The sequence below is a fragment of the Polaromonas sp. genome, from assembly GCF_039930745.1.
GTDB lineage: Bacteria > Pseudomonadota > Gammaproteobacteria > Burkholderiales > Burkholderiaceae_C > Polaromonas.
In genome coordinates this window covers 45,049-70,880 of record NZ_JBDTTH010000005.1, presented here as the reverse complement: position 1 = coordinate 70,880, position 25,832 = coordinate 45,049, and the positions used below count along the sequence as shown (strand labels likewise).

Genomic DNA, 25,832 nt, shown 5'->3' with positions numbered 1-25,832 from the left:
GCAAACAGGAGGAGAGCGGCTGCGGCCTGAACAGGACAGGACACTAGCGAACGCCGCCCCGGACCGTTTGTGAGAAAGGACCCATGGGTTCCCGGAGAATGCGGCTGGAAATGGCTTCTCGCGCAGGGCGTTGTGGTTGCACCAGTCCACGCAGGAGTCCGGCAGCATTGAAGCACCACGACACCACCGAGTACAGTGCTTTGGTCAGCGAGCGTTTTTTCCAGGCCATCAGCATCACGGGTGCCGCAACGAGCAGGCCGAAGCAAGCCAGGCGCGGCAACCCGGGCAGGGGCCAGAAGGGGACGCTGGCAAGCAGAGCCCACCACAGCAGTACCGCCAGGTAGAGGCGCAGTTCGTTCAGACCCTGCAACACCAGGCGCATGCGTGGCTGGCCGGCGGCGGCGCGAACCAGTTCACCCAAGCCGCAGATGTAGCGGCTGCGCCAGCGCTGCAACAGCAGTTGATAGGGAGGAGCGTCGTGGCCAAAGTGGTCGGCTGCCTCGACTGGCAGGCGCCATAGCTGCCAGCCCAGCGTGCGCAGCCGCACTGCCAGGTCAAATTCTTCATAGCTGTGAAGGTTGCGGTCTGAAAAGTAGCCTGCAGCCTCGATGGCAGCGCGTCTGTAGAAGCCGCCCCCGTCGAGACGATCAACGCGGCCGGGCGCCCGGTGGGCCGGGCTACGTTCCGCGCGCGCGCGGTATTCCAGACTCTCGGTGTTGCCTTCGACCACATGGCCGCCGACACCTGCGACTTCCGGATACCCGGCCATAAAGTCCATGGCTTGCTCCAGGAAGCCTTCCCGCATCTGCATGTCACCGTCAAGAATGTAGACAAACTCGCCGCGTGAATGCTGGAAGCCCAGCTGAGGACCGACGCCGCAGCAACGCTCGTGGGGATGCATCAGCTGCACGATGCGTATCGGGTAATCGCTCGCCAGCTCCACGGTGCGGTCTGTGGAGCAGGAGTCGGCAAGGATGACTTCGCCGCCCACGGGGGCGACCGCGCGCAATGCACTTTCTATGGTTGACCTTATGCTTTTTTCTTCATTTAACGCCTTGATGATGACCGACACGCGGCAAGGTGGTGGCGATGCTCGTCCAGGGCTGGAGAAGTTTTCAGGTTTCATGTCTTTATCTCGCATCGGGCGGGGTGGCTGTCCTGCGCATGCGCCAGAGTTCCCAGTTCTGGATCGTCTGGCCGGGTAAAAGCAGCGCAATGACGGCTGTCAACCACCAGCGTCCGCTGTTGATGGCGCGACGGCCCCGATACAGGCAGCGCAGCGCCTCGAGCCGGTTGCCTGAAGCCACGGCCTGGCGTGCCAGCGTCACATCGTGTTGTGCTGCCAGCCACAGGCTTGATCCGCGCAGTGAGGGGCTCATGGCTCCGGAAATGGCACGAAAGCGCAAGCGCTGCAAAAACGGTGGAATGGTCGAAGCGATATGAGTGGTGCTCAAACTGCCTTCTGCTGCCACACGGTAGGCCATTAGCGGAGCACGAACCAGCGCAATCGGAGTTTGCTCTGCCAGCCGAAACCAGAGGTCGAGGTCTTCGCCTTGCGACTCCCCGGGCGGAAAACAGGGTTGCATTTGCCGCAGCCGTGCGGTTCGCGAAGAGACTGCGCTGGTGCACAGTGATGGGCCTCTCATCCATCGCACCGGTAAATCCGTGATGAGTTCCACGTCCGGCGGGTTGGCGTATTCCGGCCAGCGGGGTGGCCAGCGGTCCGGGCTGTCCGGGATAAACACAAACCCGGAGGCTACGGTGTCTGCTTCCGGGTGAAGGGCTTGAGTGGCCACAAGGGTAGCCAGATAGTCCGGATGGTGCCAGTCATCCGCATCGAGAAATGCCACCCATTCACCTTTAGCCAGCTCGATCCCGCGGTTGCGCGCGGCAGAAACGCCGGCGTTGGCCTGGCGTACCAGGCGCACGCGTGGATCGTCCACGGCAGCAACCAGATCGGGGCCGCAATCGGTGGAGCCATCGTCAATCACGATGACCTCAAAATCCGTAAAGGTCTGCGCCAGTGCCGAGTTCAGTGTGCCTGCGATATAGGACGCTTTGTTGTAAAGAGGAATGATGATGGAAAACTTCATGGAGCGAATCAGGTGGCCGATGGCTGGCGGGTGGTGAAGGCCGCCGTGGATGCCGGGCGATGCGGGGCAGGCCGGGCCCGGGCCAGACGGGCGTCGCTGGCGGCACTTGCCAGCGTCATCAACAGCAACATATGCGTGACCAGTTCGGACCCATAACCGAACAGCAGAAGGGGGACTTCACTGATGGAGCGCATGGCCAGCGCCACGAACAGTGCCAGCGAGATGCCATGGCTGGCACGCGCATACCTGACGGACAGCACCAGCAGTACCAGCGCATACACCACCAAGGCCACGACACCGACGATGCCGGCGCGCGCGAGGGTGTCCATGAACTGGTTGTGCCCGTGGGTTGCGGCAGGCATGCCGATACTTGCCCGGAAACTGGCGTCCCACAAGGAAGGCCCATAACCAAAGACCGGATTGCGCTGCCATTCGTCCCAGGCGACAGCCCAGATCCGGTCGCGGCCGGTCAAGGAGGCGAGTTGGGCGCCTTCGGCGCTGTCAAAAAAACTGCCCAGCCTGCCACCCACATCACCGAATATCAGCAGCAGCAGCAAAGCTGCCACTGCGGCCATGAAAGCCAGCAGGGAGGCGATGCCGAACTCGGGGCGCACCGGATCACCCACACGGCGCCAGAAAGCCGGACCTCCGCGCACTGCAATGATGCAGGCCGAGCACAGGATGAATGAAATCCATGCCGTTTTGGACTGGGCCATAAAGAGCACGCCCAGCCCGATGGCCCATGCCAGCCGGTTCAGCCACATGCGTCGATAGGGGCATGCCAGCAAACACAGCAAACCAATCTGCGCGAGCATTCCCAAAGACACCGCATGGGTCGCCAGGCCCGCCAAGCGCGGTACGCCGGGCAGCAGGCCCTGGGAGTAGGAAGTTTCAAGCACCATGCTGGTCTTGAAGGGGATCAGCAGCAGCCCTGCCACCATGAACAGCAGCAGAGCGTTGCGCGCAGCCCTGAAGGCATGGTTCAGTTCATCGCTTTGGGCCAAGACGGCCGCCATGCCGATAACCAGCGGATAAATGTAGGCATGGGAAAGCTTCGGGTTGGCGCCCAGCAGCCCCGGGGCCGCTACCGTACCCAGCCAGAAAATAAAGAAACCCACCAGGATTGCGGAGGGCATGAGCACCGCTTTGTCCCGTTTCAACCAATGGGTGAGAATGCGTTCGCAGGCTATGGTCAGGAGAAGCAGCGATACCAGGGGCTGGGCCAGACTTTGCAGTGGATGCTGGATCGGCACATCGAGCTCGCTCACGCTCAGGGGTACAGTGACATCGCGACCGGAAAGCACCACGGAAAGCACCTGCATCAGCAAGATTGCATAGAACATCCAGTGCAAATAGCCGTGGCTGCGCCGGGAGGTCAGCTGAACAGCGCCGGCCATGCCCAGCGTCGCCCCGAATGCTGCCAGTACGGCGCCTGTCAGGAGAACGGAAATAATGATGACCTGTTCCATGATGGGGCGTTCAGAGCTGTTGCTCACCCATTGTTTTCACTGGCATTGGCGGGCTGGCCCGGCGCAGAAAGTGCGTAAGCCGGGGCACAAACCGGAGCACCATGGCGGCGGCCTGTTCACCGAGCACTTGCGGACGCAAGGCCACGACGGAGGCGAGCAGGACGAGGGCAATGAATGTGCTGGCCATCAGGGAAAGCAGTGGCTGCCCGGACCTGCCTGCAAGCTCCTGGCCGGCCAGGGCACCAGCTACTGCCAGGGTGCTCAGCAGCAACCCGCGCGCGAGGTGAGGCAGCAACCCTGTCCAGTTCAGCTGCACCGCACGAAACGCTGCGGCACCGACTACCCCTGCCCGCAGCACGAGCAGCAAGGCGGCTACGCTGGCTGCTGAGAGGATGCCCTGGCCGGCAAAGAAATAAAAACCAAGGGCACCCGCGGCAACCAATGGCAGTTGCAGCACAAACTCATAGTGCTTGCGCCCGGTATTCCAGAGAACTGGCGTGGACAGCCCCCAGATCACATAAGCCGGCATGCTCAGGAACAGGATGGCCAGCACCCATGCCGCACCGCTCCACTGGGGTCCATAGAGCAGACGCACGAGGTCGGCGGAAATGACGGCAAGAAAGACAAAGGCCGGAACCGCCAGAACAAGAATAGTGGCCAGCATCTGGAAATAGGCTTGGCCCAGCCTTTGCTGCTCGTTCTGGAGACGCGCACCGGCGGCCAGGAAAGCCGGTTGCAAGGCACCCAGCAGCAAGGTGTTGGGCATGGTGGCCAGGTTGTAGGCAACGTTGTACAAGCCCAGCGCCTGGGCATTGAGCAGCCGGCCTATCAGCACGCGGTCCATGTTGTTGAGCACCCAGTTGATGATGTTGGTGAAAAAAACCGTGCGGCCGGTGCCCACCGCTGAGGCCGCATCGGGGTACCAGAAAAGCGGGCGCACGGCATGCGGCTTGAGTGCATAACTGGCGACCAGTTGCACAGCGGCTTGCACGAGCCAGGCCGCCACCAAAGCGCCCGTGCCCCATCCCAGCAATGCCATGGGCATGCCGACAGCAACGTAACCTGCCGCGTAGCTGCCGACCTGCACCAATCCGACGGCCCGAAAGTTCAGATCACGCTGCAGCAGGTAGGTGGCCGGGGCCGCCGCTGCTGTTAGCAGGCAGGCGAGCGATAGCCACTCAATGACCGATTCCGCCCGGGGTTCCCTGAAGTATTGCGCGAGCAGGGGTGCAAGCAGATACAGTGCAAGCATGGTTATGGCGCCTACCAGCAGCTGCCATGTCCAGGCGAAACGGATGTCCTGGTCCCGCAGCGTGGTTCGCTGAAGCAGGCTCCAGCTAAAGCCAAAGCCGGAAACAAAGGTGGCGAAGGTCAACACGACCATACCAATTGCGAAGACACCGAAGATCTCCGGCCCGAGCGTGCGGGCAAGCACCACTTGCGCCAGCAATTGCAGGACAAAACGGGCGGCGGTGGAAACCGCACTCCACTTGACCGCTGTCACGCCAGGCCGGCCGAGCCCGCCCATGCTCAAGGCCTTCCTGCTTTTGACCGCCGCACGGCAATGGCGGCCATCAGGACCAGCGTGGCCAGTAGGGTGCCATAGGGCAGCTCATCGGGCTCGTCCGGCTGGCTGGCAACAGTGCCTTGGGCCATCGGTCGGCCCGGCGCCGCAGTGTGCGCCGCGCTGACCTTGATGGCTTCCTGACCGGGTTGCAGCTTCATGCGGGTCGTTGCCTCGGGGGCCTTTGCAAGCTGTTTGGCCTTGACGATTTTGCTGGTGTTTGCAGCGGGAAGTGCGCTCGGGCCGGGTTGGGCCGCGGCCGATGTAAGGCAGGCGGAAAAAAAAGCGGATGAGAGCAACGTAAGACGCATGAAGGTCCTCTTGTGGAGGGGAAAGAGGAGTTTGTTGTGCAGTGCAGCAATAAACAATAGTCCGAATGGGCCATGGCTGTCCGGCGCTGGAGTCAGACAACTCCGCCGGTTAGGGCCGGGCTGGCAACTCCCGCCCGGAGAGAGTGCACGGGGCTGGTGGGCGCATTTCCGGCTGTCCGGTAGCCGTCAGGGTTGTTTTGCTGCCAGCGCCAGGAGTCGCGGCACATGTCGTCAATGCTGCGGGTGGCACGCCAGCCCAGAAGATCCTCCGCCATCGATACATCGGCGAAATACTTTGCGACATCGCCGGCACGCCGCGGCGCGAATTCAAAAGGAATGGGCTGGCCGCTGGCGCGTTCAAACGCGTCCAGGACGCCGAGCACACTTGTACCCTCACCCGTGCCCAGATTGACCGTGAAACTCTGTTCCCGCGCCAGCAGCGCGCGGACCGCTGCCACATGGCCTTCGGCCAGATCTGAAACGTGCAGGTAGTCCCGCACACCCGTGCCGTCGGGTGTAGCGTAGTCGTTGCCGAACACGCGCAGTTTGGCGCGCTTGCCGACAGCGACTTGGGTGACATAGGGCATCAGGTTATTTGGTGCGCCGCTGGGATCTTCGCCGATCAAGCCGCTGGGATGCGCACCTACAGGATTGAAGTAACGCAAAACCCCCACACGCCAGGAGGGATCTGCCCCTTTGAGTGAGGCGAGGATGTTTTCACACACCAGTTTGGTATGAGCATAGGGGCTTTCCGGCATGCATGGAGACTGTTCCGTGACCGGAATGTGTGCGGGGTCACCGTAGACCGTTGCGCTGGAGGAAAAGACCACAGAACGGCAGTCGGCAGTTTCCATGGCCTGAAGCAGGCTGACCAGTCCTCCCACATTGGTTCGGTAATACCGCAGCGGTTGTTCAACACTTTCCCCGACCGCCTTGAGCCCGGCGAAATGAATGGCGGCAACGCAGCCATGGCGCTGCAGTACTTCTGTAACCAGTCCGGTGTGAAGAACATCCCCACGCTCGCAGACCACGCGCTGGCCGGTCAGATGCTGCAGCCGGTCCAGCACCACCGGGTGGCTGTTGGAAAAATCATCAAGAATCACAGGCTGGTAGCCAGCCTCGACCAGGGCGACGTAGGTGTGGCTGCCTATATAGCCGGCGCCGCCGGTTAGCAATACATGGGGTTTGTTCAAAGTCATTTTGAAAGAACCGGGAGAGCCGGTGTGGTTGAAGGAGGTGGAGAGCCACGAAATTCGACGGAAAGCGGCGTTGCGCTGTAAAGCGCAGCCACGCTAGGGGTGGCGCGATCTTCAACTGCGTGCTTATAGATTCCCCGACTGCCGAAATAGCCTGTGTCGGAGGAGAACCATTGTGTGCGTCAGACATCGGCCCGATGGAGGGGATGTGCCGACAAAGCGTGACCAATCGTTCGCCCGGCACGCTGTGGGCTGGGGCTGAAACAGCCGTTTTCTCCCGATGGGACGCGTTCAGCGCGTGACACCGCACATCCGAGTCCGGCGACAGAAAGTCACAAGTTTATAAACGACTTGCTTTCCTCGCTGACGCTGACGGGGCTGCAAAAGTCGCGCAAAAAAAAAGCCCGGAAAACCGGGCTCTTTTGGAGCTGAGCGGTTTTACATACCGCTGTAGTTTGGACCGCCACCGCCTTCTGGCGTGACCCACACGATGTTCTGGGTCGGGTCCTTGATATCGCAGGTCTTGCAGTGCACGCAGTTCTGCGCATTGATCTGCAGGCGGTCGGTGTTGTCCGGATTTTTTACGAACTCGTACACACCGGCCGGGCAGTAGCGCGATTCCGGACCGGCGTAGGTCGCCAGGTTGATGTTGACCGGCACGCTGTCGTCCTTGAGTGTCAGGTGGGCGGGCTGCTGCTCTTCATGGTTGGTGTTGGAGACAAACACCGAGCTCAGGCGGTCGAAGGTGATCTTGTTGTCGGGCTTGGGATAAACAATCGGCTGGCATTCTGCAGCCGGCTTCAGCATCTCATGGTCGGCCGTCTTGCGGCGAATCGTCCAGGGCGGATTGCGGATACCGAGCTTGGGCAGCAGCCACTGCTCAATGCCGGTCATGAAAGAGCCGAGGTACACGCCTTTCTTGAACCACTGCTTGAAGTTGCGCGATTGGTTGAGTTCGGCGTGCAGCCAGCTCTTGGCAAAGGCTTCGGGGTAGGCGCTGAGTTCGTCGTGCTGGCGCCCGCTGGTGACGGCGTCGTAGGCTGCTTCTGCCGCCAGCATGCCGGTCTTGATGGCTGCATGGCTGCCCTTGATGCGGGCGGCATTCAGGTAGCCGGCTTCGCAGCCGATCAACGCGCCACCGGGGAACACTGTTTTGGGCAGGCTGACCAAGCCACCGGCCGTGATCGCGCGCGCGCCGTAGCTGATGCGTTTGCCGCCCTCCAGGTAAGCCTTGATGCTCGGATGGGTCTTCCAGCGCTGCATTTCCTCGAAGGGGCTGAGGTAAGGATTGGTGTAGTCCAGGCCGACCACCAGACCCAGCGTGACCTTGTTGTCTTCCAGGTGGTACATGAAGCCGCCGCCGTAGGTCTTGCTGTCCATCGGCCAGCCGGCGGTGTGCACCACCAGACCGGGCTTGTGTTTGGCGGGATCGATTTCCCAGAGTTCTTTGATACCCAACGCGTAGGCCTGCGGGTCCTTGCCGTCATTGAGCTTGAATTGGGCCATCAGCTGGCGACCCAGGTGGCCGCGTGCGCCTTCCGCAAAGATGGTGTACTTGCCGTGCAGTTCCATGCCGAGCTGAAAGTGGTCGCTCGGCTGGCCGTCCTTGCCGACGCCGAGGTTGCCGGTCGCCACGCCCTTGACGGAGCCGTTGTCGTTGTAGAGCACTTCGGCGGCCGCGAAGCCGGGGAAAATTTCAACGCCGAGGTTTTCCGCCTGCTGCGCCAGCCAGCGCACCACATTGCCCAGGCTGATGACATAGTTGCCTTCGTTATGGAAGCACTCGGGCACGAAAAATGCCGGTGTTTTGGTGGCACCCGTTTCGCTGAGGAACAATACCTCGTCGCTGGTCACGGGCTGGTTGAGCGGCGCTTCGAGTTCTTTCCAGTTCGGAATCAGCTCGGTGAGGGCCTTCGGGTCCATGACTGCGCCGGAGAGAATGTGCGCGCCAGGCTCAGAGCCTTTTTCAAGCACCACGACCGAAAGCTCCGTGCCTTTCTCTGCGGCCAGCTGTTTCAGTCGAATGGCAGTCGCCAGGCCACCGGGGCCGCCCCCGACAACGACCACGTCGTATTCCATTGCTTCGCGGGGGCCGAACTGGGCTAGTAATTCTTCGGTTTTCATGGTGGACTCGCTGATAATGATTTTCAGGAACGGTGGCCCTTGGGTAACGGCCGCAGGTTTCGCGCCTGATTTTATGTCGTGAATCCGGGGCATCGAACGACCGTTCGCATTCGTACACTTTTATTGAGAGGAGCCTCTAATGGCTTATAGCCTGGATCTTTCAGGGCGTGTCGCACTTGTGACCGGCGCATCAGGCGGACTGGGTGCGCAGTTCGCCAGGACCTTGAGCGGCGCCGGCGCTGCGGTGGTACTGGCCAGCCGCAGAATGGACAAGCTCAAGGCATTGCGTGCACAGATCGAAGCCGAGGGCGGCGATGCCCACGTGGTCATGCTCGATGTGACGGACCATGCCAGCATCAAGGCCGCGGTTGCCCATGCGGAAACCGAGGTCGGGCCCATCGACATTCTCGTCAACAATTCGGGCGTGAGTACCACGCAGCGCATGCAGGACGTGAGCGAAGACGACTACGACTTCATTTTTGGCACCAATGTCAAAGGCGCATTTTTTGTTGCTCAGGAAGTCGGCAAACGCATGTTGGCTCGTTCGCGCGGCATGGCACCCGGCAGCTTTGCCGGCGGCCGCATCATCAACATCGCGTCGATGGCGGGCCTTCGCGTGTTGCCGCAGATCGGCGTGTACTGCATGAGCAAGGCCGCAGTGGTGCAAATGACCAAGGCCATGGCGCTGGAGTGGGGCAAGTTCGGCATCAACGTCAACGCCATCTGCCCGGGCTACATCGACACCGAGATCAATCATCACCACTGGCAGACCGAGCAGGGCCAGAAGCTGGTGCAGATGTTGCCGCGCAAGCGCATCGGCAAGCCGGAGGACCTGGACGCATTGCTGGTGATGCTGGCCAGCGGCCAGAGCCATTTTGTCAACGGCGCCGTCATTGCTGCGGACGACGGTTTCGGAGTCTGAAGCTTGCGCCGGGTTTTATTCCTTGCCGTTTTTCGCTGATGCTTACCGGTGTTCTAGCCGGCTTGGCAGCCGGTGCGCTGTGGGGCCTGGTTTTTGTGGCGCCCCGCATGGTCAACATGGGCGTTGGCGGGTTTTCGTCGGTGGACCTGATGGCGGGCCGTTTTGCCGTTTACGGCCTCGTCGCGGCGCTGGTGATGCTTGCGGGCTGGCGCAGCAGGCGTGTGCCCAGCTTGCGCCAGGCCGGTGCTGCGCTGGCCATGAGTGTGCTGGGCTTCAGCGGTTATTACCTTCTGCTGGTGCTGGCCATTCGCGATGCGGGTACCGAGGTGCCTTCGTTGGTCATTGGCACCATTCCACTTTGGGTCATGCTGCTGGGCAAGCCGCAGGGCCTGCGCTGGCCCTCACTGCTACCAGGGTTGGCACTCACGCTGGCCGGACTGGCGCTCATGATGGGCTCCACGCATGAGGCGGGCCAGGACACGACCCCGCATTTCCGGCGCGGCATGCTGTTTGTTTCTGCCTCGCTCGTGTGCTGGACGGCTTTTGCCATTCTCAACTCCGCGTGGCTCAAGCGGCACCCGGAGGTCAATGCCACCGACTGGGCGAACTGGCTGGGCATCGCCACCGGCCTGGGTGCGCTGCTCATGTGGGCGGTGGCAGGCTCGGACTTTCATGCAATGGCTGCGCACGAGGACTGGGGCACCTTTGTGCTGCTTTGTGTGCTGGCCGGTGTGGGTTCCACCTGGCTGGCCACGATATTGTGGAACGTGGCCAGTCAGCGCCTGAGCGCCAGCCTGTGCGGGCAGCTCATCGTCAGTGAAACAATTTTTGCCTTGCTTTATTCTTTCGCGTGGGACGGCCGCTGGCCCACCGCTGCGCAGCTCGCCGCCTGCGTGTTGTTCACACTGGGCATTCTCGTTTCCATACGGGCGCATCGGTGAATGCTCATCCCGGCGATGATCTTCCTTCCGCCATTTTTTGCCTCCAGGCAGCACCATGAAAATTGAAATACCCGAGAAGAAAAAACTGGTTTTTGAAATGAACATCCCCATCCGCTGGGGCGACATGGACGCTATGGGCCATGTCAACAATGCGAGCTATTTCCGCTACCTTGAAACGGCCCGCATCGACTGGATGTATTCCATCGGCTGCGTGCCGGACCCGAAAGGCGAGGGACCGGTCATCGTCAACGCCTTCTGCAACTTCTACAGGCAGCTCGAATACCCCGGCGACGTGCGGGTGAAGATGTATGCCAGCGACCCGGGCCGCACGACATTCGAGACATGGGGCACGATGGAGCGGGCGGACCAGTCCGGCGTGATGTATGCCGCTGGCGGTGCCACCACGATCTGGGTGGACTTTCCCACCCAGAAAGCCGCCACCTTACCGGACTGGATGCGCATCATTGTCAGTTGATGGTCAAATTGGCCTCCAGCCCTTGATGGACGGGCGTAAGCAGCTAGCAAATATATAGCTAATCGATTCCTATTTCTGTTTGGGTACTCGGCCCATCAGGTAGAACTCGGGGTTGGGCATCATGCTCGAGAAGCTGGCGATGCGGTTGGACAGCCCGAAAAAGGCGGTGATGGCCGCGATGTCCCAGATGTCTTCGTCGTTGAAGCCGTGCGCATGCAGCGCGGCAAAGTCGGCTTCCGCGACCTCGTGCGAGCGTTCGCAAACCTTCATCGCAAAGTCCAGCATGGCGCGCTGCCGCGGCGTGATGTCGGCCTTGCGGTAGTTCACCGCCACCTGGTCGGCCACCAGCGGCTTCTTCTCGTAAATCCTCAGCAGCGCGCCGTGTGCCACCACGCAGTACAGGCATTGGTTGGCCGCGCTGGTGGTGGTGACGATCATCTCGCGGTCGCCCTTGGTGAGGCTGGACTCCTCCCTAAGCATCAGCGCGTCGTGGTAGGCAAAGAATGCCCGCCATTCGGCGGGGCGGCGAGCCAGCGCCAGGAACACATTCGGCACAAACCCGGCTTTTTCCTGGACTTCGAGGATTTTGGATTTGATGTCTTCGGGGACGGTATTCAGGTCGGGGAGAGGGTAGCGGCTTGTCATGGACTTGTCTCTCATTGCGGGTTGGTGTGGCAATGATACGTTTGCACGCATGGAAAAAAAAGCCCGACCACCGGCCCGGATGTCTCCGGCCGGTGGTCGCCCTCCTGTTTGAACGTCGGTGTATTACGCCAGGTCGTAGCGATCCAGGTTCATCACCTTGGTCCAGGCCGATACGAAGTCGCGCACGAAAACTTCTTGCGCGTCGCTGCACGCGTAGACCTCCGCGATGGCGCGAAGCTGCGAGTTCGAACCGAAGACGAGATCGATCACGCTTGCCGTCCACTTGACTTCGCCTGTTGCCCGGTCACGTCCTTCCAGCACGCCTTCCGATGTCGCAGACTTCTGCCATTTGGTGCGCATGTCGAGCAGGTTCACAAAGAAGTCATTGCTCAACGTCCCGGGGCGCCGGGTGAAAACACCGTGTCCGGCGCCGGCACTGAGGGCGCGCAAGCCGCCGACCAGCACCGTCATTTCTGGCGCTGTCAGCGTCAGCAGGTTGGCGCGGTCCACCATCAGTTCGGCTGCTGATCCATGCTGCCCGGCGCGGCTGTAGTTGCGAAAGCCGTCTGCGGCGGGCTCGAGCACGGCGAAGGACGCCACATCGGTCTGCTCCTGGGATGCATCTGTGCGCCCCGCAGAAAACGGAACCGTCACCTCGTACCCGCCCTTTCTGGCGGCTGCTTCCACCGCGGCGCAGCCGCCCAGAACGATCAGGTCCGCCAGGGAAACCTTCTTGTTGCCGGACTGTGCAGCGTTGAACTTCTGCTGGATCGCCTCCAGGGCGGCCAGTACCTTGGCCAGATCGGCCGGCTGGTTAGCCTCCCAGTCTTTCTGCGGCGCCAGGCGGATGCGTGCGCCGTTGGCGCCGCCGCGCTTGTCGCTGCCGCGGAAGGTGGAGGCGGAAGCCCACGCTGTGTTCACCAGCTGGGAGATGGGCAGACCGGATTCGAGGATGCCGGCCTTCAGGGCTGCAATGTCCTGCTCGCCGACCAGCTCATGGTCCACAGACGGAAGCGGGTCCTGCCACAGCAACTGGTCCTTGGGCACCAAGGGACCCAGGTAACGCGTGATGGGGCCCATGTCACGGTGCGTCAGCTTGTACCAGGCCTTGGCAAAGACATCTGCAAACTCCTGGGGATTTGCCATGAAGCGCCGCGAGATTTTTTCGTAGGCGGGGTCCATGCGCATGGCCATGTCGGCGGTGGTCATCATCGGGGCATGGCGCCGTGCGGGATCGTGCGCATCTGGCACCGTGGTGGCCGCAGCCGGGTCTTTGGGCTTCCATTGGTGGGCGCCTGCGGGGCTTTTGGTCAGTTCCCACTCGTAGCCGAACAGGTTCTCAAAGTAACCGTTATCCCATTGGATAGGGTTCTTGGTCCAGGCACCCTCGATGCCGCTGGTGACGGTGTGCACGCCGTGCCCCGCGCCGAATTTGTTGATCCAGCCGAGGCCCTGGTCCTCAAGGCTCCCGCCTTCGGGCTCGGCACCGACGTACTGACCTGGGTCGGCCGCGCCGTGGGCCTTTCCGAACGTATGGCCACCGGCAGTGAGCGCGACGGTTTCCTCGTCGTTCATGGCCATGCGCGCGAAGGTTTCGCGGATGTCCCGCGCCGAGCCCAGCGGGTCCGGCTGACCATTCGGGCCCTCGGGGTTCACATAGATCAGGCCCATCTGGACGGCGCCAAGCGGGTTCTCGAGTTCGCGGTCGCCGGTGTAGCGTTTGTCGCCCATCCACTCAGCCTCAGGCCCCCAGTAGATGTGCTCTGGCTCCCACACGTCTGGCCGCCCGCCGGCGAATCCGAAGGTTTTGAAACCCATCGAATCCATGGCCACGGTGCCTGCCAGCACCATCAGGTCGGCCCAGGAGATTTTGCGGCCGTACTTCTGTTTGATGGGCCAAAGCAGACGGCGCGCCTTGTCAAGGTTGCCGTTGTCCGGCCAGCTGTTGAGCGGGGCAAAGCGCTGGGTACCGGAGCCGGCACCGCCACGGCCGTCGGCGATGCGGTAGGTACCTGCGCTGTGCCACGCCATGCGAACGAAAAGCGGGCCATAGTGGCCGTAGTCGGCAGGCCACCAGTCCTGCGAATCAGTCATCAGCGCATGCAGGTCGCTGACCACGGCATGCAGGTCCAGGCTCCTGAATTCTTTGGCGTAGTCGAAGGACACGCCCATCGGGTCCGACTGGGGGGAGTGCTGGGTCAGCAGCTGAAGATTGAGCTGGTTGGGCCACCAGTCCGCATTGGATCGGGTGCCGGCGGCCGTGGACTTGCGCGCTGCGCTCGCGAAAGGGCATTGTGTTTCTGTGGACAAGAGATTCTCCTTGGGGGCAAAAGGTTGAGGCAAGCGAAGTCTAGGTTTAGGGTCTTGATAGATCAACTCAATGTTTCCAATACCATCGATAGTCTGACGGTATCGATAAGCTTAAGCGGGCTGAAACGGCTCCGACCCACCGCCGGCGGGTGCGAAGGTGCAGCGTTATGCTGGCAGTTTCATCTCGGGAGGCACACATGGACGAGGCATTTGAAAAGGGCCTGGCCACACGCAAACAGGTGATGGGGGAGAATTTTGTGGCCAGTGCCTTTGACAAGGCTTCTGCGTTTTCGGCGCCCATCCAGCACTACATCACGCGCAATGCCTGGGGCGACGTGTGGCAGCGCCCGGGCCTGGACCTGAAGACGCGCAGCCTGGTGACGGTGGCGATGTTGACGGCGCTTGGCAAGCAGCATGAGCTGAAGGGCCATGTGCGCGGCGCACTCAACAACGGCGTGACGCCTGAAGAACTGCAGGAGGTGCTGCTGCACGCCAGCATCTATTGCGGCCTGCCCGCGGCGGTGGAGGCTTTCCGCACAGCGGCCGAAGTGGTAGACGCCCCCAGGGGCGTTTGAATCTGGATGAGAGTCATTTTGGCCATTGGCCCAATAACCGCGGGCGCGAGCAGCTATTGAATTGATAGCTGCTGCATGGGCCGCCGGAAGTCCATCCCATGGCTGCATGCGGTGAGAAAGATGCTGTGCAGCTGCATCTTTCAATAAACGCAGACCTTACCCGGGCATGCGAACGAAGACTACAGCCAGCGCGGATTACAGGTGCACAATGAATTTTCTGGCCGCCATTTCGGCGGCTTGCTGGCAGCGCACCGGTCGCCCGTGCGCTGCTGCAGTCTGAAAGGAAAAAATAACCATGCAAATTCAGGTCAATTCCAATCACACCATCCATACCGGCGAAACATTTGAGCGCTGGGCAACTACTGAGCTCAATGAATCCCTGCGCCGCTTCAAGGACGACATCACCCGCATTGAAGTGCATATGAGCGAGGAGAACAGTGACAAGGCCAGCAACGGCCACATGCGTTGCACGATGGAAGCCCGGCTTGCCCATCAGGAACCCGTCGCCGTAAACCACGATGCGCCCAGCCAGGACTTGGCCTTCCGCGGTGCCAGCGACAAGCTCAAGCGGCTGCTTGAACACACGCTGGACAAATTGCGCGACCACCGCTCGCGCGAATCCATACGCCGCGTCGAGGACCTGGACGCCGCCTGACGGCCGAGAAGGCCTGCCCGGAGCAAAGAGGGCTTCAGCCTTCCATCAGCTTGTGCACCAGGTCGGCAGTGGTTGACGCCTTGTACTTTCGCATCAGGCGGGCACGGTAAATTTCCACCGTGCGGTGGCTGATCCCCAGCGCGCGGCCGATTTCCTTGGAGGTCAGGCCGTCCATCAGGTGCGCGGCGACCTCGCGTTCGCGCGCGGTGAGTTCGGCCTTGACGGGGCGGCGGGAGCTGAGGTCTTCAAAGGTCCAGATGCCGGACTCGTGGGGTGCCGCACGGTTCAGGGCGCGTCCGGTGACATGGCACCAGAAGGTTTCGCCCTTGAGCCGGCCATCGACCCGCTTCATGATGCGGTCGTCCGCGTAGTGCCCTTTTGCATTGAGGATGGGCAGCATGCGCGCACCTGTTCGCTCGTACTCGTCGGCGCTGGGGTAGAGAATCTGGAAAGATTGCCCGGTCAGCTGCTCGCGTGTGGCGCCGAACATCTCGCATACATGCTGGTTGCAATCGACAATGGACCGGTTTCGCGAAAGCACCAGGCCCACGGGGGCCATGTCGAAGGCCAGGCGGTAGTCGATGTCCATGGTGCGATGCGGGAATGCGGGTTTGACTTTAGGGATAACTACGTATGCTGATAAGTAGTATCGTAAGGCTTTTAAAGTTCGTGTTGAAGTTCTCCAGGAGATTTTGTGAACAAACTTTTTCCCTCCGCTGCCGAGGCCCTGAAGGGCGTCGTCAAGGACGGCCAGTTGATGGCCGTGGGCGGTTTCGGCCTGTGCGGCATTCCCGAGGCGCTGATTGAAGCGCTGAAGGCCAGCCAGGTCAAAAACCTCACCGTGATCTCCAACAACGCAGGCATTGATGGCTTCGGCCTGGGTAAGCTGCTTGAGACACGGCAGATCAAGAAAATGATTTCCAGCTACGTGGGCGAGAACAAGGAGTTCGAGCGTCAATACCTGGCCGGCGAACTGGAGCTGGAGTTCACGCCGCAGGGCACGCTGGCGGAAAAGCTGCGCGCCGGCGGCGCTGGCATTCCGGCGTTTTTCACGAAAACCGGTGTGGGCACCCTGGTTGCGGAAGGCAAGGAATTGCGCGAGTTTGATGGCGAAACCTATTTGATGGAGCGTTCCCTGGTGCCTGACGTGGCGCTGGTCAAGGCCGACATCGCCGACCGCTCGGGCAACCTGCGCTTCAACTTGACGGCGCGCAACTTCAACCCGGCCGCAGCCATGGCGGGCAAGATCTGCATTGTGGAGGTGGAGCGTATCGTCGCCACCGGCGAGTTGGCGCCTGACGACATTCACCTGCCCGGGATCTATGTGCACCGCATCGTGCACAACCCCACGCCCGAGAAGCGCATTGAAAAGCGCACCACCCGCGACCGTAAAGTTTGAGGAGCACGAACATGGCTTGGACCCAAGATCAAATGGCCGCACGCGCGGCACAGGAACTGGAAGACGGTTTTTATGTGAACCTCGGCATCGGCATTCCGACGCTGGTGGCCAATTTCGTGCCCGACCACATCGAGGTCTGGCTGCAAAGCGAGAACGGCATGCTGGGCATTGGCCCCTTTCCGTATGAAGACGAGGTGGATGCCGACCTGATCAACGCCGGCAAGCAGACCGTGACCACCATCAAGGGGTCGGCGATTTTTGGCAGCCACGACAGCTTTGCCATGATCCGCGGCGGCAAGATCAACCTCAGCATCCTTGGCGCGATGCAGGTGAGCGAGAAGGGCGATCTGGCCAACTGGATGATTCCGGGCAAGATGATCAAGGGCATGGGCGGCGCGATGGACCTGGTCGCCGGCGTCAAGCGCGTGATCGTGCTGATGGAACACGTGGCGAAGAAAAAAGACGGTACAGAGGACCTGAAACTCCTCGAAAAATGTACCTTGCCCCTGACCGGGGTCGGCGTCGTGGACCGCATCATCACCGACCTCGCCGTGATGGACGTCACGCCGGAAGGTCTCAAGGTCATCGAACTGGCGCCAGGCGTGACCATGGAAGCCCTGCAGGCCAGAACCGGTTGCAAGCTGCATTGAGAACTTGGCGGGCCACTGACCTTTTCAGGCCCGAGGAGCCTGCGCGGCAGAAGGATCGCCGGCCGCAAAGCGACCACATGCCGGTCCATTTTTCGCCCGCTTTTCGCCCCATAGCTGACTGGGCAGACTGTCCAGCCTGAATTGGATGCGCTGCCGGGCTGCTGGCACGTCGGCTTCCCGTCTGCGTGGCTGGCCGCTACATTTGCTTTCCCCAGCATCACGCGTAAACTCGTCTGCACACTGCCCAGGCGGCAGGGCGGACGCTTCAGGAGGGATGATTGGGCGTTCGTTCAATTCGGCCTCCCGTTTTCCCGTCTTTTGGAAGATCCAAAACGACGGAAGGCTCCTGGCAAATGGAGCAGTAACCAGCAAGATGCGGCACCGGTGGGAAAACTATTCCCTTAATGCAACAGTATTAAGACCGACTTGTAACATTCTATTGCTTTTTTCGGTTCAAACGCATAATCGGGGGCAGGTTGCACCTCCAAAAAGAGTTAAGCAAGACATGAACATTCTTTAACAAGTACTTGAAAACATGAGTGTTCTTTATTTAGACCACTTCGAGCTTTCATCAGATCCCTTCCGGATTACGCCAGACACAGGACTCTTCTTCACCGGGGGGCAGCGCGGCGACATTCTGGAGGGGCTGGTCGTCGCGTCCATGCATGACGAAGGGATCGTCAGCGTCGTAGGCGAAATTGGCATGGGCAAGACCATGCTCAGCCGCATGCTCCTTGAGCGTTTGCGCCCTCTACCATCAGATACGGTCTACCTCGCCAACCCTGTCTTTGATCGCGACGAGATCCTGGGCGCCATTGCCCATGACCTGATGTCCGAGCCGCCCCAAGGCAACCGGGCGCACATGCTTGCAGCGCTCGAGGCCGAGCTGATCGCGCGTTATTCGCAGGGGCGGCGCGTTGTCGTGGTGATTGACGAGGCGCACAGCATGCCGGCGACCACGCTGGAAGAAATCCGGCTTCTGTCCAATCTGGAGACCACCCAGAACAAGCTGCTCAAAATTGTGCTGTTCGGGCAGCCTGAACTCGACGAACTGCTCGACGCGCCGCAACTACGGCAAGTCAAGGACCGGATCAGCCACCGCTTTGAGTTGCAGCCCCTTACCGCCCCGGAGGCTTCGGCTTACCTGATGTTCCGGCTTCACAAGGCTGGCTGGAAAGGTGGCGAGCTGTTTGATGCTGCCGCGATGCGTCTGCTGGTTCAGGCGTCTGAAGGCCGTACCCGCAAGCTCAACATGCTCGCCGATAAATCCATGCTTGCCGCGTACGCGGAAGGCGTCCCCCAGGTCGGCCTCGAACAGGTGCGCCGCGCCGCGAGCGACAGCGTGCCCAAGACAAGGCGCCTGCCGTTAGCGGCGCACGCGGACATGAAGGCAGGTTCTACAGGACTGTTGCGAAGATATGCGGCGGCTGGTCTTGGCCTGATGGCGGCCTTGGGCGTAGGTTACGTTGTGGGAAGTGGACGGGGCGCGGAAAGGCATGAACGGGTAGCAGCGACCCAGCCGGTGACGAGTGCCAGCGTGGGTGCGGTGCCAGCCGTGCCGGCCGTCTTGCCACCGCCAGCCTCCCAGGTTGCCGCACGGGTTGTCCCCGTTCCGGCGTCACCCCCAGCTCAAGCAGTGGCTCCCACGGCAGTGCTCGAGGTCGGGACACCCGCAGTTAATGGACTCCAGCCTGTCGTGGCTGCGACAAATACAACAGGCGAATCCAGTCTAGCCCAGAAGTTGCGGGACAGTTCCCTGGCCTTGCGCATGCGGGTGACAGACGAATTCATGGCCAATTCCTCCAGCAAAGGTTTCACTGTCCAAGTGCTTTCGCAGCGGGCACCCCGGGAGACCGAGGTGCTGGCAGTGGCCAAAGAAGTGCAAGGGGCGCTGGACGGTTCTGGGCAGGCCGATGTGCCGGTGTTCGTTCACAACCGGCTTTACCAGCGCCAGGTGTTTCATGCCCTCTATGCCGGGCATTTCGAGAGTCGCCTGGACGCGCTCGAATTCATACAATCTTCTCCTGCAGCAATCCGGCGCTACAGCCCGGTCGTACGCAGCCTGGACGCCATCCGGAAGGAACCCGCCCCTTGAACACTCCACGCCCTTTCTGGCAAATGGTGCTGGCCGGCGTCATGCTCGCCGGTTGTGCCACGCCACCGCCGCCGCTCTTGAAAGGCCATCTGGCACAGGAGCCTGGCCAGATTCCGCCACTGGCACAGCCCGTCGTGGATGCAGCCGTTATTCCCGCGCTGTCGGCCGGCGCGCCGCGCCTGCCGGCGCCCCGCGCGGTCGTGCCCCAGGAAACCTACAGCGTGGTGGTCAGCAATGTCAGTGCGCAGACGCTGCTGTTTGCTCTGGCGCGCGATGCCAAACTCAACCTCGATATTCATCCGAGTATCACGGGCAACGTGACCCTCAACGCGCTGGACCAGACCATCCACGAGTTGCTCGACCGCGTCGCGCGCCAGGTCGACATGCGTTATGAGCTGGAAGGAAAAAACCTGTTTGTATTGCCTGATTCGCCTTTCCTTCGCTTGTACAAGGTCGACTATCCGAACATCACGCGTGATTCGTCCAGCAGCACGGGCTCAGAGTCACAGGTCGCCACCACGGGGCAGGGCACGGCTTCGGGCACCGGCAATTCTTCTTCGGCATCGATTCGCAACACCTCGAACAATCGTTTTTGGCCCACGCTGACCGATAACATCCGCGACCTGCTACGCGAAACCGACAAGGTGATTGATCCGGCGGTAGCAACCGCGCCGGTTGCGGCTGCTGTTGCGCCGGCACCTGCTGCAGCTGTTTCGTCAGCGCCGGGCGCCGCAGGTGCGGCGTCGCGCACACTCACCGCGGCTGCCGCGGCACCCGCTCCTGTGGCCGCCGCGCAGCCGCTTTACCGGGAAGCCGCGTCGGTGATCGCCAACCCCGAAACCGGCGTCATCAGCGTGCGTGCGACAGGCAAGCAACATGCGCGCGTGCGTGAGTTTTTGGACCAGGTGGTCGGCAACGCGCGGCGGCAGGTGCTGATTGAAGCCACGATTGTGGAAGTCGCGTTAACCAGCGATTATCAGCAAGGCATCAACTGGGCGGTGATCCGTAACGCGGTCGCCCCTGGAGGGACGGCCCTCGCGCTGGGAATGTTGCCGGGCGGCGGGACCGCCTTGTCGACCGGAGTGAACCCGCCCTTTCTGGGCCAGTTTGTAGCGTCCAGAACCGGTAGCAAGACTGACATTGGGGCGGCGGTTCGCCTGCTTGAATCATTTGGAAAGACGCGCGTTCTGTCCAGTCCCAAAGTCAGTGTCATGAACAACCAGGCCGCACTGCTCAAGGTGGTGGACAACAAGGTCTATTTCACGATTTCGGTGACGCCCGGCACGCCAGCGTCGCCCGGCGTCGCCGCCGTCGCTGCTGTGTACACCACCACCATCAACACGGTGCCGGTCGGCTTTCTGATGAATGTGACGGCGCAGGTCGGCGACGACAACGAGATCACACTGAACTTGCGGCCCTCGGTATCGCGCATCACCAGCTACGCGAATGACCCCAGCCCCGCGCTGGCGCAGGCCGGCATCACCAACCGCATTCCGGAAATTCAAACCCGCGAATTCGAATCGATCATGAAAGTTCGCGACGGCGAGACGGCGGTGCTGGGCGGACTGATGCAGGACGACCGGAACAACGCGACTGACCAGATTCCCGGTGTGGGCGACGTTCCCGTGGTCGGGGAGTTGTTCAAGCTGCGCAGCAACCAGTCCAACAAAAGCGAGTTGGTGATTTTTTTGCGGCCGACCATATTGCGTGACTCCAGCATTGATGGCGATGCATCCTTTATCCGTAGCCAGTTGTCGATTGGCACACCGGTGCCGGTGGGGCGGCGGCAATGAGTCTTTTGCTGGATGCGCTCAGGCGGGCCGAGCAGGATTCAAAAAAACGCAAGCTGGCGGACGCCGAAACGCCCGCGGCCGCACCTGATCTCGCGCAGTCGGATTCCGCTGCCGCTGCAGAGCAGGCTGCACCCCTTGCCGAACTCACGCTGGAAGCGCAAACAGACGTGGCACTGGAGCCGGTACCGAAAGCAGAACCGGCACCGGTGCCACAACCTGCAGCGCAAGCGCAGGAAGCTGTTCAATTGGACATGGCAGCCACGCCGGGGCCTGCGGGCCTGCGACCGGCGTCCGATGCCAGTTTTCTGGATTTCGAACTGCCAGCAGAAGATACACCTTTGCCGGAGGTCGTGGTACCAGCATCTCTGGCGCCGCGCAAGGCATCCAGTCCCTATGGCCGCTACGACAGGCCGGCGTGGGAGGACTCAAGTTCCAATTGGGGGGCGTTGGTCGCCAATCCGGTTTCGTCCAAAAGGCCTGCATCCGGTGCGGCGGCCAGCGGTCCTGGCCCGCTCAGGCCGGCGGCACGCGGGATGACAGACAAACCATCCGAGGGCCACTCCAGGCCCGCAGGCACTGCAGTTGCCAGGCCGGCCGAAAAACAGTCTGTGCCAACGCCGCCGCTGGCACCTGTGACCACGCCTCGCCAGGCACTGTCTGCGGCAGGCGTCATGGCAGGCAAAAAAACGGGCAAGGCCACCGATCTTCGGCCGCAGCGGCGACGCCAATGGGTGCTAGGGATCATCGCACTGCTGCTTGCATTGCCCATCATGGCCTTCCTGCTGTTTGGTGACGCCATGTTTGGCTCTTCGAGCAACCTGGTGGCGGTCAACACACCGGCCTTGTCCGCACCCCCTGCGTCGCCGGCTGAACCTGAACCTGCTGCTCCCGTGGTGGCACCGGCCGCTGCGCTTCCCGAAGCCGTTCCGGTGTCGCCGCCCGAGGCTGCGCCTGCCTCTCCCGTTGTTCAATCTGTGCCACCTTCGCGAACCCCTGCAGCAGATGCGCCTACTCGCGTGGTGGTCAATAAACCTGCCCGTAGCCCGGCATCGAGAAGCCGGCCCGCGCGCATTCAGGGGCCGGTGGCCGCTAGTGTCGCCTCTTCGCCCCCGCCAAGCAGCACGGCCAGACCCGGATCGCTCATGGATTCGGCGTATGCGGCTTACCAGTCGGGAAACACCGTCGAAGCGGCGCGCCTGTACCGCGAAGTTCTCAAGGCCGATGCCACGCAGCGCGATGCCTGGCTTGGCCTGGCGGTCATCGCGCATTCAAACAACCAGCTTGAACCGGCGATGGACGCCTACCGGCGGGTGCTGCGCCTGGAGCCACAGAACGCCACGGCTTTGGCTGGTGTGAGCAACCTTAGCCGGGCCGCCGGTGAGCCGCAGCAGGAGTCGCGCCTGCGCGAACTGCTGGCCCGTTCGCCGCAGGAAGCCGACCTGAACCACGCGCTAGCGCTGGTGTTGTCGGGCGAGCAGCGCTGGTCTGAAGCGCAACCGCTGTTTTTCAAGGCACACGCGCTGGCTCCGAAAGAGCCGCAGTTCGCGTACAACCTGGCGGTTGCGCTTGATCACATGCGCAAGTCCAGCCTTGCGGCCCAGTATTACGAAACAGCCCTCGGGCTCGCGCAGGGGAAGGCTGCAGGGTTTGACGAGTTGAACGCGCGGACCCGGCTGGCTGCGCTGAGGGCCGCCAGGTGAGCACCAAGCTCGATATCTACAACCCCACAACGTTCTATCTTGAACTTGAGCGTAGCGGCCTGATCACGCAGGACCAGGCCGAAATTGCCTGGACGGAGCGCGAAAAGCGCGGCGGCTCCTTCGGTGACATCCTGGTCAGCCTGGGCATGTTGTCGATCGACGACCTGACGGCCATCATGGCCGCGGCCAGCGCGACTGAGGCCATCAAGCTCAGCGACATGGTGCCCGACGACGTGGCCATCAAGCTGATCCCGAAAACACTGGCACAAAGCTACGATGTGTTCCCGGTCGGCTTCGATGCAGACAGCCGCAAACTGACAGTGGCCATCAGCGACACCAACGACGTCGTGGCCATGGACCAGTGCCGGTCTGTGGTGCCGGTGGACATTTCGCTGGCATGGCGTCTGGCGTCCAAGGCCGATATCAAGGCGGCGATTGACCGCTTCTACGGCTATGCGCTGTCGATAGACGACATCCTCAAGGGGCTGCGTACCGGCCGAATGGATGATGATGCCTTGTCGATGCGGGGTATCGAGGCATTCGCGCACCCCATCGTTCGGCTGATTGACGCGCTGCTCGCCGATGCTGTGCACGAAGGCGCCTCCGATCTTCACTTCGAACCCGAAGAGGGTTTTTTACGGATTCGTTACCGCATTGACGGCGTGCTACGGCAGGTGCGGGTGTTGCACAAGCAGTACTGGCCGGCGCTCTCCGTCCGGCTCAAGGTGCTGTCGGGCATGGACATTGCAGAAACCCGCGCACCCCAGGACGGCCGCATCTCGATGGTGATCCGCGGCCACGACGTTGATTTTCGGGCCGCTGCGCAGCCGACGATTCACGGCGAGAATTTTGTGCTGCGGGTGCTGGACCGGCGCAAATCCATTGTGCCCATGGACAAGATGGGTCTGCCCGAAGCGCGCATGAACACGCTGCGCATGATGCTGGCGCGGCCCTACGGCATCATCCTGGTGACCGGGCCAACCGGCAGCGGCAAGACCACCACGCTGTATTCCATCCTCAACGAGATGAACACCGAAAGCGTCAACATCATGACGTTGGAAGACCCGGTGGAATACCCAATGGCCCGCATCCGGCAGGCCTCCGCCGCGGACAACCCGAAGATGGATTTTGCCAACGGCATCCGCTCCATGATGCGGCAGGATCCGGACATCATCCTGGTGGGCGAGATTCGCGACCATGAAACGGCAGAGATGGCGTTTCGCGCCGCCATGACCGGCCACCAGGTGTTTTCAACCCTGCATGCCAACTCGGCGGTACTGGCCATTGCGCGTTTATTGGATCTCGGCATACCTGCCAGCGTGATGACCGGTAACCTGATAGGCATCGTGGCGCAGCGTCTGGTGCGCCTGTTGTGCCCCGAATGCAAGGAGTCTTATGAGGCGGGTGATGTCGAGAAAACCCTGCTCGACGCACCGGTCAAGCTCCCGCTGACGCTTTACCGGGCGGTCGGCTGCCCGCAGTGCAAAGGGCAGGGCTACAAGGGCCGGACCAGCATCATGGAACTTCTGCGCTTTGACATGGGTCTGGACGACCTGCTCTCGCGCAATGCCCGTACGCCGGAGATATCGGCCTATGCGCGCAGCAATGGCTTCACCACCATGGCCGAAGACGGCTTGGCCCGTGTGAAAGCTGGCAGCACCTCGCTCGAGGAAGTCGCCCGCGTGGTTGACCTGACGCGCGTGGGTACCTGATGCTTGAATTCAGCTACCGCGCCGTTACCGCTGAAGGACGGACCATCTCCGGCCGGCAGTCGGCCACCAGTGAATCAGACCTGGAGGCCCGCCTCGGGCGCATGCAACTCGAATTGCTGCAGGCCAAGCCGGTTCGCGCGGCAACCATGTTTGCGAGCAAGAAGCTCGAGAGCAAGGAGCTAATCAACATCTTCATCCACATGCAGACGCTCAGCCAGGCCGGTGTGCCCTTGTTCGAGTCTCTGATCGATTTGCGCGATTCCGCCGACACGCCGAGTGTGCGGCGTTTCATTTCTGACCTGGTAGACCGCATCGAGGGCGGTGCCAGCCTGTCGGATGCGCTGGAGCAATCTCCAGCGGGCATCGACAAGGTCAACATCAGCCTGATCCGTACCGGCGAAGCCACCGGCAAATTGCCTGAGGTGCTCGCTGAACTGGTGGAAAGCCTGAAGTGGTCGGACGAGATTGCCACGCAGACGAAGAAGCTGCTGATGTACCCTGTGTTTGCCGGCACCATCGTGCTGGGGGCTGTCGGTTTTTTGATGGTTTACCTGGTACCGCAGCTGATCCCGTTCATCAAGAACCTGGGTGGAACCATTCCCATCCAGACGCGCGCGCTTGTCGCATTCTCCGGGTTTCTGCAGAACTATTGGTACACCATACCGCTTGCGATTGCGCTGGTAGCCATCACCTGGACTACTGCTGTGCGTGTTTCACCCGAGGCCAGGCTGTGGGTGGATGGCTGGAAGCTGAGTTTTCCGCTGCTTGGTCCCATCCTCAAAAAAATCATCATGGCGCGATTTGCCAAGTCGTTCGGCCTGATGTACCGCAGTGGGGTCTCGGTGCTGGACGCTATGGGTTTTTGCGAAACCCTGTCGACCAACGCCGCGTTTCGCAAGGCGATCAACAGTGCGGCCCGAAGCATTTCACAAGGGCAAAAAGTGTCGGATGCGTTTGCCGCAACCACGCTGTTTCCGGCGCTGGTGGTGCGCATGATCCGTGTCGGTGAAACCACCGGCGGGCTGGACAAGGCGCTCGACAACGTCAGCTATTTCTACACGCGTGAAGTCAACGACGCGATTGAAAAATTGCAGGGCCTGATCCAGCCGGTGCTCACAGTGTTTCTGGGTGGCATGATCATGTGGATCATGTCGTCTGTGATGCTGCCGATCTACGACCTGATCTCCAAGGTCAAGTTCTAGT

The 25,832-nt window shown here is 61.5% G+C and carries 22 protein-coding genes; 12 read left to right on the top strand and 10 right to left on the bottom strand.

Annotation, left to right across the window (positions count from 1 at the left end; all coding sequences use genetic code 11):
- Window positions 1-43 precede the first annotated feature (43 nt).
- From ABI660_RS03425 to ABI660_RS03395, 7 genes are all read right to left on the bottom strand, one after another.
- The gene (locus ABI660_RS03425) at window positions 44-1,126 is read right to left on the bottom strand and encodes a glycosyltransferase (RefSeq protein ID WP_348064965.1); all 1,083 of its coding nucleotides are present in this window, start codon (window positions 1,124-1,126) and stop codon (window positions 44-46) included.
- 4 nt (window positions 1,127-1,130) lie between these two features.
- Entirely contained in the window at window positions 1,131-2,093 is a 963-nt protein-coding gene (locus ABI660_RS03420; RefSeq protein ID WP_348064963.1) for a glycosyltransferase family 2 protein, read from the bottom strand.
- A gap of 8 nt (window positions 2,094-2,101) precedes the next feature.
- The gene (locus tag ABI660_RS03415) at window positions 2,102-3,589 is read right to left on the bottom strand and encodes an O-antigen ligase family protein (protein ID WP_348064961.1); all 1,488 of its coding nucleotides are present in this window, start codon (window positions 3,587-3,589) and stop codon (window positions 2,102-2,104) included.
- The gene (locus ABI660_RS03410; protein ID WP_348064959.1) at window positions 3,573-5,090 is read right to left on the bottom strand and encodes a lipopolysaccharide biosynthesis protein; all 1,518 of its coding nucleotides are present in this window, start codon (window positions 5,088-5,090) and stop codon (window positions 3,573-3,575) included. Before ABI660_RS03410 ends, ABI660_RS03415 begins: the two co-directional genes overlap by 17 nt.
- A gap of 2 nt (window positions 5,091-5,092) precedes the next feature.
- Entirely contained in the window at window positions 5,093-5,437 is a 345-nt protein-coding gene (locus tag ABI660_RS03405; RefSeq protein WP_348064957.1) for a hypothetical protein, read from the bottom strand.
- A 92-nt stretch (window positions 5,438-5,529) separates the two neighbouring features.
- Complete coding sequence (gene galE, locus ABI660_RS03400; protein ID WP_348064955.1) at window positions 5,530-6,636, bottom strand: UDP-glucose 4-epimerase GalE; 1,107 nt, start codon at window positions 6,634-6,636, stop codon at window positions 5,530-5,532.
- Between the two features lie 435 nt (window positions 6,637-7,071).
- Window positions 7,072-8,757, bottom strand: a complete 1,686-nt coding sequence (locus ABI660_RS03395; protein ID WP_348064953.1) for an electron transfer flavoprotein-ubiquinone oxidoreductase — start codon at window positions 8,755-8,757, stop codon at window positions 7,072-7,074.
- A 139-nt stretch (window positions 8,758-8,896) separates the two neighbouring features.
- Between ABI660_RS03395 and ABI660_RS03390 the strand changes: the two genes are divergently transcribed.
- Genes ABI660_RS03390 through ABI660_RS03380 form a run of 3 tightly spaced genes read left to right on the top strand, consistent with a single transcriptional unit; the run spans window position 8,897 to window position 11,095 of the window.
- The gene (locus ABI660_RS03390) at window positions 8,897-9,679 is read left to right on the top strand and encodes an SDR family oxidoreductase (protein ID WP_348064951.1); all 783 of its coding nucleotides are present in this window, start codon (window positions 8,897-8,899) and stop codon (window positions 9,677-9,679) included.
- 38 nt (window positions 9,680-9,717) lie between these two features.
- On the top strand, window positions 9,718-10,620 hold the full coding sequence (locus ABI660_RS03385) for a DMT family transporter (protein WP_348064949.1): 903 nt from the start codon (window positions 9,718-9,720) through the stop codon (window positions 10,618-10,620).
- Between the two features lie 55 nt (window positions 10,621-10,675).
- The gene (locus ABI660_RS03380; RefSeq protein WP_348064947.1) at window positions 10,676-11,095 is read left to right on the top strand and encodes an acyl-CoA thioesterase; all 420 of its coding nucleotides are present in this window, start codon (window positions 10,676-10,678) and stop codon (window positions 11,093-11,095) included.
- 69 nt (window positions 11,096-11,164) lie between these two features.
- On the opposite strand, the gene ABI660_RS03375 is transcribed toward ABI660_RS03380, so the two are convergent.
- Both ABI660_RS03375 and katG read right to left on the bottom strand, forming a co-directional pair.
- Complete coding sequence (locus tag ABI660_RS03375) at window positions 11,165-11,740, bottom strand: peroxidase-related enzyme (RefSeq protein WP_348064945.1); 576 nt, start codon at window positions 11,738-11,740, stop codon at window positions 11,165-11,167.
- Between the two features lie 123 nt (window positions 11,741-11,863).
- On the bottom strand, window positions 11,864-14,050 hold the full coding sequence (katG, locus tag ABI660_RS03370; protein ID WP_348064943.1) for a catalase/peroxidase HPI: 2,187 nt from the start codon (window positions 14,048-14,050) through the stop codon (window positions 11,864-11,866).
- Window positions 14,051-14,247: 197 nt separating this feature from the next.
- Here katG and ABI660_RS03365 point away from each other — a divergent pair, with 197 nt between their 5' ends.
- Both ABI660_RS03365 and ABI660_RS03360 read left to right on the top strand, forming a co-directional pair.
- Entirely contained in the window at window positions 14,248-14,625 is a 378-nt protein-coding gene (locus ABI660_RS03365; protein ID WP_348064941.1) for a carboxymuconolactone decarboxylase family protein, read from the top strand.
- A gap of 295 nt (window positions 14,626-14,920) precedes the next feature.
- The gene (locus ABI660_RS03360) at window positions 14,921-15,280 is read left to right on the top strand and encodes an HPF/RaiA family ribosome-associated protein (RefSeq protein WP_348064939.1); all 360 of its coding nucleotides are present in this window, start codon (window positions 14,921-14,923) and stop codon (window positions 15,278-15,280) included.
- A 34-nt stretch (window positions 15,281-15,314) separates the two neighbouring features.
- Here ABI660_RS03360 and ABI660_RS03355 read toward each other — a convergent pair whose 3' ends face one another.
- The gene (locus ABI660_RS03355; RefSeq protein ID WP_348064937.1) at window positions 15,315-15,869 is read right to left on the bottom strand and encodes a PAS and helix-turn-helix domain-containing protein; all 555 of its coding nucleotides are present in this window, start codon (window positions 15,867-15,869) and stop codon (window positions 15,315-15,317) included.
- Window positions 15,870-15,974: 105 nt separating this feature from the next.
- On the opposite strand from ABI660_RS03355, the gene ABI660_RS03350 reads away from it, so the two are divergent.
- From ABI660_RS03350 to ABI660_RS03320, 7 genes are all read left to right on the top strand, one after another.
- Complete coding sequence (locus ABI660_RS03350; protein ID WP_348064935.1) at window positions 15,975-16,679, top strand: CoA transferase subunit A; 705 nt, start codon at window positions 15,975-15,977, stop codon at window positions 16,677-16,679.
- Between the two features lie 11 nt (window positions 16,680-16,690).
- A complete protein-coding gene (locus tag ABI660_RS03345; protein WP_348064933.1) occupies window positions 16,691-17,329 on the top strand; it encodes a CoA transferase subunit B in 639 nt (212 codons plus the stop codon).
- A gap of 535 nt (window positions 17,330-17,864) precedes the next feature.
- A complete protein-coding gene (locus ABI660_RS03340; protein WP_348064931.1) occupies window positions 17,865-19,424 on the top strand; it encodes an AAA family ATPase in 1,560 nt (519 codons plus the stop codon).
- Window positions 19,421-21,217 carry a pilus (MSHA type) biogenesis protein MshL gene (mshL, locus tag ABI660_RS03335; RefSeq protein WP_348064929.1) on the top strand — a complete coding sequence of 599 codons (1,797 nt, stop codon included), beginning with the start codon at window positions 19,421-19,423 and terminating at the stop codon, window positions 21,215-21,217. The genes ABI660_RS03340 and mshL overlap by 4 nt, the downstream gene beginning before the upstream one ends.
- Complete coding sequence (locus ABI660_RS03330; protein WP_348064927.1) at window positions 21,214-22,917, top strand: tetratricopeptide repeat protein; 1,704 nt, start codon at window positions 21,214-21,216, stop codon at window positions 22,915-22,917. Before mshL ends, ABI660_RS03330 begins: the two co-directional genes overlap by 4 nt.
- Window positions 22,914-24,629 carry a GspE/PulE family protein gene (locus ABI660_RS03325; protein WP_348064925.1) on the top strand — a complete coding sequence of 572 codons (1,716 nt, stop codon included), beginning with the start codon at window positions 22,914-22,916 and terminating at the stop codon, window positions 24,627-24,629. The genes ABI660_RS03330 and ABI660_RS03325 overlap by 4 nt, the downstream gene beginning before the upstream one ends.
- Window positions 24,629-25,831: a type II secretion system F family protein gene (locus ABI660_RS03320; protein WP_348064923.1), complete on the top strand. Its 1,203-nt coding sequence runs from the start codon at window positions 24,629-24,631 to the stop codon at window positions 25,829-25,831. The genes ABI660_RS03325 and ABI660_RS03320 overlap by 1 nt, the downstream gene beginning before the upstream one ends.
- Window position 25,832: the final 1 nt, after the last annotated feature.

What these genes read in the sequence shown, in the direction of transcription:
- ABI660_RS03320 (WP_348064923.1), top strand. Translation starts at nt 24,629, where the DNA reads ATGCTTGAATTCAGCTACCGCGCCGTTACCGCTGAAGGACGGACCATC.
- ABI660_RS03395 (WP_348064953.1), bottom strand. Translation starts at nt 8,757, where the DNA reads ATGAAAACCGAAGAATTACTAGCCCAGTTCGGCCCCCGCGAAGCAATG.
- ABI660_RS03380 (WP_348064947.1), top strand. Translation starts at nt 10,676, where the DNA reads ATGAAAATTGAAATACCCGAGAAGAAAAAACTGGTTTTTGAAATGAAC.
- ABI660_RS03360 (WP_348064939.1), top strand. Translation starts at nt 14,921, where the DNA reads ATGCAAATTCAGGTCAATTCCAATCACACCATCCATACCGGCGAAACA.
- ABI660_RS03405 (WP_348064957.1), bottom strand. Translation starts at nt 5,437, where the DNA reads ATGCGTCTTACGTTGCTCTCATCCGCTTTTTTTTCCGCCTGCCTTACA.
- ABI660_RS03340 (WP_348064931.1), top strand. Translation starts at nt 17,865, where the DNA reads ATGAGTGTTCTTTATTTAGACCACTTCGAGCTTTCATCAGATCCCTTC.
- ABI660_RS03385 (WP_348064949.1), top strand. Translation starts at nt 9,718, where the DNA reads ATGCTTACCGGTGTTCTAGCCGGCTTGGCAGCCGGTGCGCTGTGGGGC.
- ABI660_RS03375 (WP_348064945.1), bottom strand. Translation starts at nt 11,740, where the DNA reads ATGACAAGCCGCTACCCTCTCCCCGACCTGAATACCGTCCCCGAAGAC.
- ABI660_RS03330 (WP_348064927.1), top strand. Translation starts at nt 21,214, where the DNA reads ATGAGTCTTTTGCTGGATGCGCTCAGGCGGGCCGAGCAGGATTCAAAA.
- ABI660_RS03390 (WP_348064951.1), top strand. Translation starts at nt 8,897, where the DNA reads ATGGCTTATAGCCTGGATCTTTCAGGGCGTGTCGCACTTGTGACCGGC.
- ABI660_RS03420 (WP_348064963.1), bottom strand. Translation starts at nt 2,093, where the DNA reads ATGAAGTTTTCCATCATCATTCCTCTTTACAACAAAGCGTCCTATATC.
- ABI660_RS03365 (WP_348064941.1), top strand. Translation starts at nt 14,248, where the DNA reads ATGGACGAGGCATTTGAAAAGGGCCTGGCCACACGCAAACAGGTGATG.
- ABI660_RS03345 (WP_348064933.1), top strand. Translation starts at nt 16,691, where the DNA reads ATGGCTTGGACCCAAGATCAAATGGCCGCACGCGCGGCACAGGAACTG.
- ABI660_RS03410 (WP_348064959.1), bottom strand. Translation starts at nt 5,090, where the DNA reads ATGGGCGGGCTCGGCCGGCCTGGCGTGACAGCGGTCAAGTGGAGTGCG.
- ABI660_RS03425 (WP_348064965.1), bottom strand. Translation starts at nt 1,126, where the DNA reads ATGAAACCTGAAAACTTCTCCAGCCCTGGACGAGCATCGCCACCACCT.
- ABI660_RS03355 (WP_348064937.1), bottom strand. Translation starts at nt 15,869, where the DNA reads ATGGACATCGACTACCGCCTGGCCTTCGACATGGCCCCCGTGGGCCTG.
- galE (WP_348064955.1), bottom strand. Translation starts at nt 6,636, where the DNA reads ATGACTTTGAACAAACCCCATGTATTGCTAACCGGCGGCGCCGGCTAT.